The organism is Thermococcus barophilus MP (assembly GCF_000151105.2).
GTDB classification, from domain to species: domain Archaea; phylum Methanobacteriota_B; class Thermococci; order Thermococcales; family Thermococcaceae; genus Thermococcus_B; species Thermococcus_B barophilus.
This window is the reverse complement of record NC_014804.1, coordinates 1055432-1071673: the sequence shown is the minus strand read 5'-3', so window position 1 is coordinate 1071673 and position 16242 is coordinate 1055432. Positions and strand designations below refer to the sequence as shown.

15 protein-coding genes are annotated in these 16242 nt (G+C 39.1%); 1 reads left to right on the top strand and 14 read right to left on the bottom strand.

What is annotated here, in order from left to right; all coding sequences use genetic code 11:
- Positions 1-22 precede the first annotated feature (22 nt).
- The 14 genes from TERMP_RS06055 to TERMP_RS05990 form a co-directional block, all read right to left on the bottom strand.
- Entirely contained in the window at positions 23-955 is a 933-nt protein-coding gene (locus tag TERMP_RS06055) for a helix-turn-helix transcriptional regulator (RefSeq protein ID WP_013467488.1), read from the bottom strand.
- On the bottom strand, positions 907-2799 hold the full coding sequence (locus TERMP_RS06050) for a phosphoadenosine phosphosulfate reductase domain-containing protein (protein WP_013467487.1): 1893 nt from the start codon (positions 2797-2799) through the stop codon (positions 907-909). The genes TERMP_RS06055 and TERMP_RS06050 overlap by 49 nt, the downstream gene beginning before the upstream one ends.
- Positions 2800-2858: 59 nt before the next feature.
- Positions 2859-4796, bottom strand: coding sequence for a hypothetical protein (locus tag TERMP_RS06045; protein WP_013467486.1), 1938 nt, complete (start codon positions 4794-4796; stop codon positions 2859-2861).
- The gene (flaJ, locus tag TERMP_RS06040) at positions 4793-6502 is read right to left on the bottom strand and encodes an archaellar assembly protein FlaJ (RefSeq protein WP_013467485.1); all 1710 of its coding nucleotides are present in this window, start codon (positions 6500-6502) and stop codon (positions 4793-4795) included. The genes TERMP_RS06045 and flaJ overlap by 4 nt, the downstream gene beginning before the upstream one ends.
- A 9-nt stretch (positions 6503-6511) precedes the next feature.
- Positions 6512-8137 (bottom strand): type II/IV secretion system ATPase subunit, encoded by a 1626-nt coding sequence (locus TERMP_RS06035; RefSeq protein ID WP_013467484.1) that lies wholly within the window; start codon positions 8135-8137, stop codon positions 6512-6514.
- A complete protein-coding gene (locus TERMP_RS06030) occupies positions 8138-8833 on the bottom strand; it encodes an ATPase domain-containing protein (RefSeq protein ID WP_013467483.1) in 696 nt (231 codons plus the stop codon).
- Positions 8834-8838: 5 nt separating this feature from the next.
- A complete protein-coding gene (locus TERMP_RS06025) occupies positions 8839-9300 on the bottom strand; it encodes a flagellar protein G (protein ID WP_013467482.1) in 462 nt (153 codons plus the stop codon).
- A gap of 2 nt (positions 9301-9302) precedes the next feature.
- Entirely contained in the window at positions 9303-9818 is a 516-nt protein-coding gene (locus TERMP_RS06020) for a flagellar protein F (protein ID WP_013467481.1), read from the bottom strand.
- A 9-nt stretch (positions 9819-9827) separates the two neighbouring features.
- Complete coding sequence (locus tag TERMP_RS06015; RefSeq protein ID WP_013467480.1) at positions 9828-10628, bottom strand: FlaD/FlaE family flagellar protein; 801 nt, start codon at positions 10626-10628, stop codon at positions 9828-9830.
- Positions 10628-11119: a flagella accessory protein C gene (locus TERMP_RS06010; protein WP_013467479.1), complete on the bottom strand. Its 492-nt coding sequence runs from the start codon at positions 11117-11119 to the stop codon at positions 10628-10630. The genes TERMP_RS06015 and TERMP_RS06010 overlap by 1 nt, the downstream gene beginning before the upstream one ends.
- 61 nt (positions 11120-11180) lie before the next feature.
- Positions 11181-11837 (bottom strand): flagellin, encoded by a 657-nt coding sequence (locus tag TERMP_RS06005; protein WP_013467478.1) that lies wholly within the window; start codon positions 11835-11837, stop codon positions 11181-11183.
- Positions 11838-11995: 158 nt separating this feature from the next.
- Positions 11996-12961, bottom strand: coding sequence for a class I SAM-dependent methyltransferase (locus TERMP_RS06000; protein WP_013467477.1), 966 nt, complete (start codon positions 12959-12961; stop codon positions 11996-11998).
- An 11-nt stretch (positions 12962-12972) separates the two neighbouring features.
- Positions 12973-13293, bottom strand: coding sequence for a helix-turn-helix domain-containing protein (locus tag TERMP_RS05995; protein ID WP_048159772.1), 321 nt, complete (start codon positions 13291-13293; stop codon positions 12973-12975).
- A gap of 121 nt (positions 13294-13414) precedes the next feature.
- Entirely contained in the window at positions 13415-14644 is a 1230-nt protein-coding gene (locus TERMP_RS05990; protein ID WP_013467475.1) for an amidohydrolase family protein, read from the bottom strand.
- Positions 14645-14903: 259 nt separating this feature from the next.
- Here TERMP_RS05990 and asnS point away from each other — a divergent pair, with 259 nt between their 5' ends.
- Positions 14904-16196 (top strand): asparagine--tRNA ligase, encoded by a 1293-nt coding sequence (gene asnS, locus TERMP_RS05985; RefSeq protein ID WP_013467474.1) that lies wholly within the window; start codon positions 14904-14906, stop codon positions 16194-16196.
- Positions 16197-16242: the final 46 nt, after the last annotated feature.

Here is a 16242-nt window from a genome sequence, read left to right as displayed (position 1 = left end):
TAATTTCCATGGTTTATAAACCTTAGCTTTCTTTGAGTCTAACGAGGTAACTTCTACCCTCTTTAACACGCTCGATTAGTCCTTTTTTCTCCATATCTTTTAGGAGAAGGCTGACCTTTGCCTTTGAGACACCAAGCTTTTTAACGAGTTCACTTTGCAAAACAGGCCCATTCTTTAAGAGTTCAATGACTTTCTCTTCATCGCTCCTAAGTACCTCCACTTTCTCTTTACCTTTCCTCTCCTTATATAGCATTCCCGCAAAGAATCCTCCCGCAAATGCAGATACAAATATCACCACAAGCCACAGAGGGGAAAATCCCTTGATTTCACCGGAAAATCCAACTATGAAATAGAACTCCTCCCCTGCCTTAATGTTCTCTCTTCTCCATTCCAAGACAAGTCTGTTTTCTGAGCTTTCTACCATGTCCGGAGATGGTATTATCGGGGAGAGAATTGCATATCCTTTTGGAATAAACAGTCTTACATAGAAAAGATTGACAGGCTGATTGAATCTTATATAATAAGCAAATTGCTTTTTATTCTGAACATTTTGCAGCATCCCAGAAGAATAAAAGCTTATTTTGATTGTAATACGATCCCCTTTTTTAACTGGTGGAAATTTTACATACACGGCATTTATCCCGCCGACTATTTTACTCACGCTTACATTCACAATCTTCATCTCTCCATTGATTTTAACTATTGCATCAGGGTTTTCTATGGGGTAGTCCGAGTAAAAGACATACCTGCTGAAGTTTGTATTTGCTGTTAAACTGATTTCAATCGTTTCCTTTATTGTGTTGTCATTAACTATATCAAAATAAATTGAGTAGCTTTCAATGTTGTAGTCATATTCCCCTTGGGAAGAAGCAAACGGAAGAAGGAAAATAACAAATAGCATTATGATTAAAGCTGACTTCCTTCTCTTGGATTTTTGATTTTCAACAGGGGACATACCTCCATACACTCCCTACAGTGAATGCATCTTCCATAATCAACGACAATTTTTCTCGTCTTTGGATTTATGCTCAGTGCATTTTCTTTGCATCTTCCAACACAAACTCCACAGCCAACACATTCATAGGCTCTCTTAATAAGATAGTATGCCTGAATGCCTTCTCTCCGTTCAGGAGCAAATATTCCCTCTTCTCTGAAAACTATTTCGCTGACCTTTATGTAATTTTCCCCTATTTCGACTTCACCAAGAATGGGGGCAACTTCTTTAATCCTCTCCAAGTTTATTGCTGTGTTTAGCTTTACTAAATACCCATTTTCGTGCTCTTCAATTGAATACTTCACAGGTTCCCAGACTCTCTTCTCTGGGAGATCAATTCCAAGCTGCTCTGCCAACATCTTTTGTCCTCTGCTAAGCTGCTTCCATCTCCAGAACCCGTAGGTTATCCATTCTTTAGGAAGATTAAGACGCTTCCTCCATTTTTCGAGTTCTTCTTCCCATTTATCCCACAGCCCTGATTTCTCCTCCTTAAGAGTATAAATTTCAGCTAAAGATGAGCTCGGACATAGGAAGCATCCGATTCTGTCCAAACGGTGTTCATACAGTGGATTATACTTCAGCTTCCTTGAGAATATGTAAAGCCAGACTTCAAGGGCGTTCCAGTGAAATATTGGAGAGGCTCCTATCTCATTGGGCACCCAGGGATTTTTCCAAATTCTTGGCTGCTTGTATCTCTGAATGCTCTCATATTTTCTCTGTCCCACAAACATCAAAACACCCTGAGGGTAGTGTTTTTTGATTGTCAGCGTTATAGGGCCGAGTTTTGTGACCTTACAGCACCAGCGATAGTCTCTTCCAGGCGGAGAAAAGACATTTATAGCATGCCAGAAAGCGTCTTTAGCATCGGCGACTATAAACTCAATATTTTTGTCTTTAAGCTCTTTTTTCATTTCCTCAATGTACTGCAGAGTCTCTGGGAATTCTATCCCTGTGTTGTTGAAGAAAATCGTAAAACCCTCTTCAAATTCCTCAAGCATCAGTCCAAGAACAGCCAGACTATCTTTGCCCCCAGAAAATGCAACAGCCATTGGAAGCTTTATCTTCTCAGCAGTCCTTCTCATAAACTCTCTTGCTTCTCCAACCCTTTCTTCAAGTGCTGATTTGTTAGCTCTGATCACATCATCAATGGTGGCATTTTTTCCCTCTCTGTACTTAATGTTTCTCTGGTGCCTCGTTTTAATGCCTGTTCCTCTCTCTTTTGGATTTATAAGCTGTTCATAGTCTTTCTTTGCTATTCCCGTAGCAATTACTTCTCCACTTTCACTCACAATTATGACGTCGTCTCCTATCTTAATTGAGGGATCAGCTTCAATTATGCCTACAGGCAGAACATTTGCACCTTTCTTTATTGGCTCCACAGCACCTTCATCTACAACAACCCATTTTCTCATATTCTTTCCAAAGCGCTTCCAAAGTGCAATCGCTCCTTCAACCTTAAGCCCTGGCTTCCATTTAAGTTCTAATGGGTCAAAGCGTAGCCATCCAAAAATGTAACCATCAAGTATTATCTCGTAGATATCATCCTCTCCCGGAGTTTTATTCAGGAGAACTATCTTTCCATCAATTATCTCGCCGATATTAACACCATAGTGCTTTTTAAACTCCCTCTTGATGAATTCTAAATCTTTTTCAAAAGCGAATCTAACATCTGCTGGGGGAGTTAAATCTAATTTGAAAACTCCCTCTTTTCCATGAACGTCACACTTTTCGCTGATTAGAGGAACATTGCACTTCTCACACCAGTGAATATAAGCTTTCCCTAAAAATACTGGACCTCTTCTCATCTTCTCACCTAAAGGAAAGAAAGGGAGAGGGTTTATAATACTTAGGTTGAGCTATACTGCTATTCCTTCCGTTCTTCCAATTTCGCTGCTATCCATGCCAGGGCTAAAATAAATATTACTCCACCTACAAAGAATCCTCCACCATACACAATTTTCCACTTCAGTGAAACAGGTTCCACTGTAACAGTGCTGTTTTGTTGGGTAATCTTGGAAACCTCTACAACTCTTTCTATGACTTTTGGGGTACATGTGACATTTTGATTTAATAAAATATTCTCAGTATGTTCCTTCACTAATGAGGTTACTGTTAATGTTGTAGATTTTTGGAATAACTTTCCAAAGCTTTTTACTAAAACTTCCACTTCGTACTGTCCCTCTTTTGTGGAGATTAAGAACATTTTATATGTCTTTGAGGTACCAGGTTTTAAGGTATCCCTTAAGTGAAGCCACTTTCTGTATATCGTAAAGTTCTCTGCGACAACACCGAATTCCTTTGGGAGCGCAACAGTCAAATCAAACGGGCTATCTACATTACCTAAATTTGCTATCGTAATATTAAGTGGAATAGGACTCCCGACTGTTCCGTTTAAAGTCCTTACATCAATGCTATAGTTTGGCTCTGCTTTTAGAATTTCTACTCTTTTTGTTTCTGAAGAAAATTCAACTTCTCCTACACCATAGCATGAAAGCTCGTAAGGAGCATGTGCCAGTACTCTGATGTTCCCCACTGTTAAATTTCCATAAGCTTGGGATTGTAGTACGAGGGTAAGCTCAATTTTCTCTCCTCTTTTGATTGTGGGAATGTATCTCGGATAGTTATTTACAATAGAGAATATTTTTGAGACATTTGGAAGTATCTCGACATATCTAAGATCGCTTTTTCCAGTGTTTTCTAATATAACCTTAGTTTCAAAAGTGCTGTACTGTGTAGCTCTGGTCGGCACTTCATAGGAAACATTGAGAAAGGCAACATCTTCAATTTTTGGTATCTTTTCATTATCTATGATAATTACGGTCTTGACCTTTTTTTCTCCATTTTCCTCCTTTGTTTCAATGAATCCTACTGAAATTCCGTCATATGAAAGCATGCGTGAAAACTTGTCAATTTTAACTAAACCGCTTTTGAGTGGCATCCCACAAGGATTTTTAATTGAAACATATGCTTGATCAGAGAATATTTTCTCTATTTTTACAATATAGGGTCCAATTTTGGTTGTTTTTCCTTCACTTAGCCAGCTTTCAAAATAGGGAGTTAAGCTAATGTTAAGGTAGGCACCTTTAAGTTCTACCTCCATCCTCAAATAGGTAGATCCAACTAAATCCTTTATTTCTATTCTAAGCCCTTCGGCCTCAAGGACATCTCCAACTTCACTCCAGTAAGTTTTTTGATTAATTTTGAGCTCAACAATTTCCTTTAATATGCCGTCTTCTTTTGTGATATTATATGACACAAAAGTTATGCTCCATTCATCTATTTTTTTTGGATATCCTCTAGATATATACCCATCAAAAATTGTCGGGGCTAATATCAAAGAAAGCTTTAGATTTTCGAAATTTATTTCCCCTCCTTTGTATGTAAATTTTCTTGTAATATTTTTATAACTCAGCTCCAACTGTGCTTGCTTTTTTGTCACAGACTTCAAATATATTTTGTAATCTCCAAAGCGCATGGTTTCTCCCTCAAGCAAGTATGGGAAGTTGAGCTTCAGTTTTGCGTATCCTTTCTCATTTATTAGTAGCACATATTCGGAGCTGAGATTGTATTCCTCCCAATGGATATAGTTACTAAGTGGGAGGATTTCTATGTTGGAGTCTTTGTCATCCTTAAATACGGCAAAAATTGAACCATCTACCCCAGATATATCTTTAAGCATTATTTGTGTGCTTCCAATCGTTATTGTCGTTGGTATTTGTACCCATCCGTAGAATACAGAGTCTGCTATTGTTTGTGGAAGGGAAATAAGAAAGATTACAACAGCTAAAAAGACTTTTCTCATAGAATCACCCCCAAAAGTGGCCAGAGTATTCCTGCAAATGTCATCATCTTTTTCATGGCAAGCTCTCCGATATACATTGAGAGAGCAGCAATCCATGTTAATATGACAAAATGATAAATTGAGATCCCTAAATGCCCCCCATCTGCTAATTTTATTGAGAAGGAAGATAAAAAAGCATGAAGCAAGAGAATTGCAACTAAAATATAACTCGTTAGCCGTAAGCCGCTTGAAGACGGTACAAATATTATGCTTTGTAGAAACTCTCCGCTGACCTGTATATTTGAGAACAGGTAATTCATGTATACGGCAACTTGGAATGCTGCTGCAACTGAAAATGCAAAAGCTCCTGTAATCCCATAAATCACACCTTTGAAACTGGCTACATTTTGTTGTCTCTTCCTTCTGAGTCTAACAAGACGCTCAAAGTTTCTCGAAATTACCATACCCACGTAATCTGGTTCTGCTCCAAGTTTTATGCTCTTTTTAAATATCTCTGAAAATATGCTTATAAGCCAGCTCCCTGTATCTGAAACAAAATAATCCCATGCCCTTGAATCATTTATTCTCATGGCAACTCTGCGGTAAAGATTTCGTATGTCATGGGTTAATGTTCCAAAGTCATGAGAGCTAAGATACTTGAGAACGAGATGAAGAGAAGCACCACTCGCTGCCAATGACGAGCTTAAACTCCTTATAAATGCTGGGAAGTTTTCATCTTTTATAATTATGCTCTCCTCTTCATTTCCAATAACCTTACCAACATATGCCAGAGGGGTTAAGACTACTGCAATACTCATAAGAAGAGGCACGTCAAACCTTGGCTTTATTACAAAGATGTATAAAATTGCCATTATTATCATTCCAATAATTGATATTATAGCTGCTTTAATTATTTTTGACTTGCGAATAGGTATCATTGCAGTTTCTGACCATATTTTGTCTTCGGGCATTTTATGCTTTATAACTACCAAAACACCAATTTCCGTGGCCAAGATAAGTACAAACATAAAAATACTAAGGCTCACAATATCTTGGCCTGTTATTATTGGACCAATTATGACAAATGTAACCATAAACACGACAGAAATTATGAGTGACGAGTAGATCTCCTTAAATACATCTAAATCATAGAGGGCATTCTCATAGAATGTTTCATAATCATCCATAACAGTTTTCTGTTCTTGGAGCAGATAGTCTTTTAGTTCAACACCACTGTCCAATGAATATGCCAGCCTTTCAAGAAAATCAGAAAAAACTTTGCTTGGTGTTCTTTTTGCAAGAAATCTCAGTGCTTCGGGCATTCCACGATGAAGCTTGGCTATTAAGTAGTAAACTTTCTTCATATCTGTTGCAATGGGTTCTAAGATTTGCTCTGTAGATAAATTCCATATCAAATCACTTCTACTCACATCGCTTGTGGATAGAACTGCGAAATATGTAGCAAAATATGGTATCTTTGAGTTTATTTTAACTTTTTTACTGCTTGCTTTTGCGTAGGGGTACGAGACAGCATAAATCAAAGGCAGTAACGGTATTGCATAGAGGGCTATGCTTACCATGTGGGGAATACCTACAAAGCGTGGAGCAATCGATATTATGATGAAGAGAACCACTGAAATAGCTATGCTCGGCCCTAATACTGCCTTCAGGTAACTTCTTATTGTCAAATCTGACTGGGTAAATATTCCAGCCTTTTTCCTTCCCACATTATCACCTCATAGCCTAAAGCTTAATCCCTCTATTCCCTTCTCATAGAAATTCTTAATCTCCCTGTAAACCGAGTAATAGTCCATTATGCCTAATTCTATCATCCTTTTGATTATTCTTGCCCTCAAGAACAGTTCGTTGTATATATCTTTGGGATCTTCATATCCTGCAACTTCTGCTATTTTCCTTTCGAGGATATATGAGTTGTTCATGCCTCTGAAAATGTGCCTGTCTGAAACAGAATCCCATTCGAACACATTTCTTGTAGCAACTCCTCCAAGTTCTTCGTAGTAACCTTCAATCTCAACAACACTGACAACCCTTCTCAGAAATTTCCCTCTAACGTAAACAGCTTGTTGGAAAATGGCAATATTTAAGTTGTCTATAAATGTGACAGGAACATTAATAGGTGAACCCGTAAAGCGCTGAATCATCTTTTTTATATCCCCTGCGTGGAAGGTAGAGAGCACGGGATGTCCTGTCTGCATCGCTTGAAATGCTATTGCACCTTCTGCACCTCTAATCTCACCGACAATAATATAATTTGGTCTTGATCTTAAAGCTGCTTTTAGAAGATCAAATAGTGTAACCCTTGACTCTTCTGGGCCTCTTTCTCTTGTGGTTAGCCTCTGCCAAGTAGGATGTGGAACTACAACCTCTGGAGTGTCCTCTGCAGTATAAATTTTTGCATTAGGCTTGATAAAGGGAATGATAGAGTTCAGCGTTGTAGTTTTTCCACTTGCTGTTTCTCCACATACGAATATACTCATGCCATATTCAAGCGCAATCCATAAGTATGCCGCAATTTCTGCAGAGAATGTGTTCCAATTAACAAGCTGTACAACACTCAAGGGCGTTGCTGAGAACTTTCTTATAGTAGCACTGGGGCCTTTTATACTGACATCTGGGCTATATATGATGTTAATTCTTGATCCATCTGGAAGGGTACCATCGACTATAGGATTCTTATCACTTACAGGTCTTCCCATTCTCTCACTTAAGTTTTTGAAATAGTCAGCTAATCTTATGTTGTCCCCAAATGTGATGTTAGTAGGTAAGGACTCGAAAATTTTGTGAACCAAAGAAACGTAATTTGCTCCGATTATGTGAATATCCTCAATGTACGGATCCCGAATTAGGGGTTCTAAGGGTCCAATGCCAACAATGTCTCGTTTTAGGAGATATCTGAATTTCTCTGCTTCTTCTCTTGTGATATTTACAGTATTTCTTCTAAACAGTCCGCCTTTGCTTACTTTACTTAGAGCCTCATCAAATAGGGAATCAAGAAACATTTCGAATTCCTCTTTGTCTTCGGGTATTCTCTTTGTAGGTGCCATTTCTAAGATCTTATCCTTGATAAGCTCGTACTTTTCTTCCTCTTGGGGACTTGTTATGCGAGGTTCTATGACTATATACTTCCTTTCTGTTTTTGGATCACCGTATATATGGATAAAAATCGGATCTCCAACAGGATAGATTATGTTTGGATATTTTATTTCTTTCATGCTCCTACTAAGCTGGACATGAAACTCCGGGAACTTTCCAGTTTGTTTGACAAAACTGTTTATATATCTCCTTAAATGGGGATTACGTGCCATTGCAACCTCTAAGCTATCACTGAATTTTTCAGCCATTTACACCACCGCAGCAATTTCTACAATAAATCCTACTCTCGGTTCTACTCTAAATGGGATAATCTTCTGGAATATTCCCATTGCATTGTTATATTTCACAATAGTCGCAGAATTCTTCAAGTCTCCCCCAAAAACTTTCACTTGCAGTCTAACTAATATGGTGGAGATTTCTTCCAAGATTCTTAAGATGTCCCCATCAATATCGTTGGGATTGACTGTTAGCATTATTACCTTACCTAGGGAGCTCAATTTTTTAATATGGTCTGCCAATCTCCTCAACTCATCTTCATCGAGAGTAGTTGGTAGCAGGGAAGAGATTGAGTCAATAATCACAACATCTCTATCCCAGATTCTTGATTCACTTAAAAATCTTGTTAGGAACTTCTCTCTTTTTGAAACTCCGACTAAAAGAGGATACACAGATACAAAAATCAAACGTCGTCTAATTAAGTCCGTAATAATACTGTAACCTAAGGATTCCATTTGATTTATAAATTCGGGTGTTGTATACTGACTCGAAATATAAGAAGCAGTATGATTGTTCCTTAAAAATCCATAGAGAAGTCTTTGGGAGAAAATAGACTTGCCAGTACCTCTATCTCCCTCAATTAGCATTATACTTCCCGAGGGTATCCCTCCCCCTAATCTTCTATGTAGTTCGTCGTTTGGAATTTGGATTTTAAGGAGTGTCCCCATGCTTCTCACCCTATCCTGAATATTAGTGCTCTTTGCTTTCCATTTGAAAGAACAACAACAATTTTATGATACCCTGATGAAAGGGAGGTTGCAACATGAATCTCACCAACATCATAGGGATAGAGCTGATTTGATGTGGGATTATTTAAGTTAACGAAGGTCAGATTCGAAGAAGGTATCATATTCCCATCAATAAAGACAATAATGGAGTTGGATTCAAATGTGAATGGCACTTTTCCAATATTCTTGATATAAAAGATATAAGCCCCAGTATTATCAGTGGGGATGTTCTCAGGATCGTTTATAATCTCAAAATTCAGTCTCAGATTATATGCCAAGTCTTTTCCTCTAACCGTTATCCCATCAGAAATATCCTGTGTTACAACGTATAATCCTCCAGCAACCATCCCTGCTACCAGCAGAGATGCTATGAAGAGTATGAGTTCTGATGCAACGTTACTTGCCATGTTTATCCCTCCCTTGGACAATACCATGCACTATTAATTACCTCCACAGTTCCCGTGCCTGCAGTTTGATTCAACCATATCCATCGCCATTTGAATTTCAGATTGCATCCAGTTTCTGTAACCACAACTAAAGCATGGACATCTGTAGTTTTTGGAACGTTTAGTACTGTTAGGAGCAAAGAGTCTCCAGGTACAATATACTGTTTGTTCTCAATGTCAATGTTAGTTGAGGTTAGTACTCCATCATATACAAAGTTCCAGCGGGGTGGAGAGAGTGTTGTGCCGCTATTTGTAATGTTAAATATAACATCATAAACAGACACATTAAGCTGGGTAGTATAATCATAAAGTGATACATAAAGCTGTGAAGACTTAGTTATGGTTACAATATTAGCATGATCTTCAATTGCGTCGAGTACATTACTATAAGTATTGTCTATAGCTGTGTACATTATAGCAAAGGAAATCAAAGTGACCGTGAGCAATAGTGCAAACGACGCTGAGACACTGAAACCCATTGGAATCCCCTATACGCCGTACACTTCCTCTAAGATTCTATTTATCACCTTCATTTCGCGTTCTATTGAGTCAAGAATTTCTCGAGTTATTCTAACGCCTCTAAGCCTTTCTATGAACAACAGTGAAATTAAGTGGTCTTGGATAGTCAGCTTATCCTCGGGCCTCCAATTAGGTTCCCTATGGTGTGGTTTGGTTCCATTGGCATATTTTAGCAAGGTATTCAGGACGTTTTCAGATATCCAGCCGATTTCATAATAGAACTCCAGTATATTTTCGAGATTCTGCATACCAACGCGATCTATTAGAAATCCTAACCACTTTAGAGCTATCATTGTGGATGTCATGTCTTGAGGGATCCTTTCAAGCCGAGCCTTACCATTTGATGAAACAGCCAATACATCTTTAATTTCTTGAGGTATCTCAAAACTTTTCTCCATAATCTCTTCCTCCTTTTTAACTTTCTCAGAGTTTGTAATGTCGATTTCTTCATAATTAGGGGGGAGTTTTTCTTCAACAGCCATTTCCTCAATAATTGCTTGATCTCTACCAATGCCTTTTTTCTCTATCAGATAGCTTCGAATTTCCTCAATATGTTTTCCAATTTCTTCAACGCGTTTGTCAAGCTTGATAAGCCTCTCTACTTGTCCGGAGTATGTCTGGAGTATTCTCTCGATTATTTTGTCGACTTGCTCTGGAGTAAGAATATCCATTTTACTGAGTAATCTTTCTCTTAAGTCCTCTATGAGCACATTGGGAATTTTTCCTCGGAGTTTTTTGAGTCTCTCCTCGATCTCTATCTCAGTAATCATTATCTCCCCTCCGAAATTACCTCATATATAACTTCGTCGAGATCAATTCCATGTGTTGCCAACAACTTCAAATCTGATTTTAGTTGAACAATCTCGGTTCTTAGTTCCTCTAACTGTCTTTTGAGTTCCTGGATTTCATTAAGTAGAGGATTGTCTTTTTCTTGGTCTTTAAATGGATTGATTTCTTGAGACACTACCTCATAAAGCATCATAACATCTTTGATAGTCTTGTTCAACTTTTCAACTTCCTCCTGAACTTCTTGTATTTGAGATTTCAGGGTATCTATGCTGACTTTTATTCTTGGGATGTCATTTTCGATTTCATTTATTCTTGTCATAACTTGGTTCAGCAGTTCCTCTTCCTCTTTTTTCTTTTCCTCCGTAGCCTCACTTTCGTTGAGCTCATCTAATCTGATTATTTCTACATTATCATCCTGTGTAGCCCCCCCGTTTTTTTTCTTAAATTTATTTTTTAGATACGAGAACGACATTCTCTGCCCCTCCAGAAATTAATGGAGAAAGTAGTAAAAATTCAAAAAGAAACATTAAGCATCACTTGAGGTCGACAATCTTGTCGGTGGTGCTGAGACCGTAGGCGGTCGGGGTGATGACCTTGGTAAAGCCTGGAGCACCGAACTCCGGAACGACTCTGATGGTTATCGGAGTCCTCGGCTCAACACCGCCAAAGACAGCGGTAAGGTTGACGGTGAGCAGTGCTATGTCGCCGGTGGTGAGGGTCGGAATGTTCCCGTTGAGGGAGTTGTCGGCATCCTGGACAATGAGGATTCCAAAGTGGGTCCCATCAACCTTGGTGCTGTCCCAGGCGGCAGAGGTCGTGTCAAACATGTCGCCACTTATAGCGGCCTTGGCGTTTCCGTAGGAGAGAACGACCTGCTTCTGGCCGTTGTCAAGGTAGATTTTCGTCTGGTTGAGGTCAATGGGAGTGCTTCCGGCGTTAAGGGAGACCTGTATTGTCATCAAAGTCATGTTGTTCGCGCTCGGGGCATAGCCGGTCACCGCATCGATCTTTATGCCCGTTGAAACCTCCTGGGTGGTCTGCCTTCCTGTTGCTTCAGCTCTCTGTTGTAGGTACCCACTTGTGTTAATCAAAACGGCTGCAGCAACTGCAGCTACTAGTACCATGGCTATAAACACAATCAAGGTACCGATACCAACGGCACCTCTCCTCTTCTTTATGAGGTATCCCATCTTTTGGCACCTCCCTTGGAAAGTTTGCAATTTATAATATTATGTCTTGAATATAAATCAATTTTTTGTTTTTGCATAAGCATATAGCAATGTACCTACATATGTAGGTATTTACCAAAAAATTTAGTAAATAACAAGATTTAGAAAAATAAATAAGATTAGAGTTTTTCTACAACAAGAACAGATTTTCCAATTTCATGAAGCCTAAAATTATAGTTTGTTTGTTCGAGAGAATTTATTATCGCAGATTTGCTGGGGAATTTGGTAAACTCCTTTGTCAGTTTTTCAAAGAACTCCCATGCAGCAATCTGCGGGTAATTTTCCCTAAATGGCTCTATAATAATCAATTTTCCACCCTCATTTAACGCAGCCATGGCAGTATCTATGACTTTTAAAAGTGAAAGCGTGGGAAGGTACTCAAGGACAAAGCTCATTATGATTATGTCATATTTGCTGCGGGGGATCATTGTCCTAATGTCAAGTTCCCTGAGGATTACCCAATCGAGCCCTAATTCTTTTATTTTACTCTTTGCTATGCTTAACATGCCAGGAGAGAAGTCCACACCCACGTATTTCCCGTTAGATCCTACTAATTTTCCAATCTCTACGGGGGAAACAGAACCACAGCCCAAATCTAAAACTGTCATTTCGTCTCTTAGCTTTCCTATGGATGCTATTAACCTTCTGTAAGTACTGTTGAATTCTAAGGAAAGCCTCATATCCCAGAAATCTGCATCCTTATCGAAATCCATTAGAATTTTAGGATGCTCTGGGCTGATAAATGAGTATGTGATCATTTTATACATTTCTTCGAATACTGATATCCAATCTGGTTGTATATAGCTGATGCTCTCCCTGCTGAATGTAATGGTGTAAGAAAAATCCCGCATTCTTATTTCATTTAGAGTTCTCTCTACTATTCCGATCTCAACATAGGTATCCAAGAGATCTTTTAGCAGAGGTTTATTCTTGATAGAGTTCATGTTAAGGATGTCAAGATAATGTTTCTTTGAAATTAGTTTATTAAATATCCTGTATTCCATCCCCAATTTTAGTATGTTTAGCACAGCTACCTGAATCATTGCTGAGATGTTTTTATCAATTTTCTTGGCAAGCGACTCCATTTTTTAACACCTCACATAAATTTTCTATAATAGGATTGATATGACTTCAGCATTTCGACAACTCTTTTCCCATATTCAGAAAGTCTATAATATTTGAATCCATTTTCTTCAATTATTTCAACTAATCCTAAGCTAACAAGGGAACTATGTCCATTATACCTGTTCCCCAACCCCACAAGAGCTCCTTTTACATTTGAAGGATCAGAACGAACAACTCTTGCGATTTCAGCAAGATACGTAAAAGAAGGGTATATATTGTATAAATACAAGAGAATTCGCTTTCGGAGCTCACTTCTGTTAATAGAGCGAATTACAAAGGGATCTATAAACAACTATAATCCCCCCAAATAACAATGCCAAGTACTTATAGTTTATCCAAAGAGCACCAGAATCTTTTGGAGAATATCCTATATAAGGTTTACTGCTTAATATATTAAACAAAAAACTATAATTTTAAAAAATGATTTGCTCTTTTGTAAAGTTTCCCAACTGGTAGATTAACTCTCCGTCCACAAAGACCATTTCAATATCACTTCCTTTGGCGGAGTACACAAGGTGCGACAATATATTGGTCTCCGGTAGGAAATGCAGCTTATTTATATTTATAAGAACTAAATCTGCAAGATATCCTTTCTCTATCAACCCCGCTTTAATTTTCAATGCTTTTGCTCCTCCAAGCGTTGCCCAGTAAAATACGTCCTTTGCTGAGGCTTTGGTTGGATCATGGTTTCTGACTTTATTTAGTATCGCTGCAAACTTCATCTCCTGGATCATGTCAAGTGAATTATTTGAAGCCGCACAGTCGTTTCCAAGTGCAATGTTGCCTCCCTTTTCCCATAAATCAACTATTGGTGCGATACTTCCCTCAAGCTTTGCCAGACTGATTGCACAATGCACCAATGTTGCTCCACTTTTTGCATAAAGCCCAACTTCTTTCTCACTCAGATAGACGCCATGAACGCCGATGAAGCTCTCATTTAAAACTCCAGCTTTCTTGAGGTATTCAACGGGCAAGATTCCTTCTCTCCTTTTGACTCTCAAAACTTCTTCCCTGCTCTGGGAAACGTGCATATGAATTAACGCCTTTTCGTTTTCAGAGAACTCTTTGATTTCTTTTAAAAGATCAAGAGAAACCGTGTCAGTGGCATGAGGTGCTAACACAGGTTTAACAAGCTCATCCCTGTCTTTCCATCTCTTGAAAAACCTAAATCCATCTTCTGGCTCTGCAATTGGAAATTCAACTAAATCCAACATGGTCTGTCCAACGAACGCTCTAATGCCAAGCTTTTGAGCTGCTTTGGCTATTTCATCCGCAAAGAAGTAATGGTCGTTGATTACCGTTGAACCGTTGGCGATAGCCTCTGCAATTCCAATAAGTGCCCATTTATGGATTTCCTCTTTGCTCCACTCCTTTTCCATGGGCCAAATGACTTCATTCAGCCACTTATCAAGAGGCAAGTCATCCCCGATTCCCCTAAATTTTGTCATTGCTACGTGGGTATGGGCATTAATAAGCCCGGGAATCAAGAGATACTTCTCTCCACCAAAAGTTTCATCAACATCATATTCTTTGAGCTTATCCTTCGGAATGACATCATAGATTTTATTCCCCTCTATCAAAACTGCCATGTCCTCCCTTACTCCGTTAACATCCAGAATGTACTTTGCAAGTATCGCCTTCATCCTATCACCTCCAGCGGGAAAATAGTTTCAGCTAACAGGATATTAAAGCTTTTTGTCATTCTGCCAACTAAAATAGCAAAGAATTTAAATAATGATTATCTGAAGAAAACTCGATGCACAATGCCGATGTTAATTGAGCTTAGATTGAAAGTTAAAGCGTTAGTACTGTGGATAAATTGAGGGTTAGCTTTTCTTCACTGCTCACGGTTAGTTTAATAAACCCTCAGTTTAACTTTCAAAAAGTTGTGGGGTGATGATTATGATTGAGAAAATTTACTGTGCTCAAGTTAAACCCGAGATGGAAGGAAAAAGGGTTAGATTGGCTGGCTGGGTGTATAGAAAGAGGGAAATTAAAGACAAGGTGTTTATAGTCCTTAGAGACTCGAGCGGAATTATTCAAACCGTGTTCAAAGAGGAAATTAGCAAAGAGGCTTATGAGACTGCAAAGAAAACCGGAATAGAGTCAAGCGTAATAATTGAGGGCACCGTTAAACAAGATAAGAGAGCTCCCGGAGGAGTCGAAATTCAGGCAGATAAGATTGAGGTTATTCAAAACGTCGAGTTTTTCCCGATTACCAAGGACGCAAGTCCAGAATTTCTTTTGGATGTAAGACATCTCCACCTAAGATCGCCAAAAGTTGCGGCAATAATGAAAGTCAAAGCAACTATGATCCAGGCAGCTCGTGAGTGGCTTCTTCAAGACGGCTGGTATGAGGTATTCCCACCAATATTGGTCACAGGCGCTGTTGAGGGTGGGGCCACTCTATTTAAGCTAAAGTACTTCGATAAAACCGCCTATCTGAGCCAATCAGCTCAGCTTTATCTTGAAGCAGCTATATTTGGTCTTGAAAAGGTTTGGTCTCTAACACCAAGCTTCAGAGCAGAGAAGAGCAGAACGAGGAGGCACTTAACAGAGTTCTGGCACCTTGAGCTTGAGGCTGCATGGATGGATCTCTGGGACATCATGAAGGTTGAAGAGGAGCTTGTGAGCTATATGGTTCAGAGAACTTTAGAGCTGAGAAGAAAAGAGATTGAAATGTACAGAAAAGACTTCACAACCTTAAAGAACACAGAGCCGCCATTCCCGAGAATAAGTTACGATGAGGCAATTGATATCCTTCAGAGCAAAGGCGTCAACATAGAGTGGGGCGAAGACATGGGTGCAGATGAAGAGAGAGTTTTGACAGAAGAATTCGACAGGCCGTTCTTCGTCTATGGCTATCCAAAGCATATCAAGGCGTTCTACATGAAGGAGGACCCAAGTGATCCAAGAAAGGTCTTAGCAGCTGACATGCTTGCACCTGAAGGATATGGTGAAATAATTGGTGGTTCAGAGAGAGAGGATGATTATGACAAGCTTGTGCAGCGTATTTTGGAGGAAGGCATGGATCCAAAGGACTACGAGTGGTATCTTGACCTCAGAAAGTATGGAAGCGTCCCGCACAGCGGCTTTGGACTTGGAGTTGAGAGGGTAGTTGCATGGATCCTCAACCTTGACCACGTCAGATGGGCAACCCTGTTCCCGAGAACCCCAACAAGGCTCTATCCATGAGCTTTTCTTCTGTTGCTTTTAATTTTTAAAACTGAGGGTGTACATA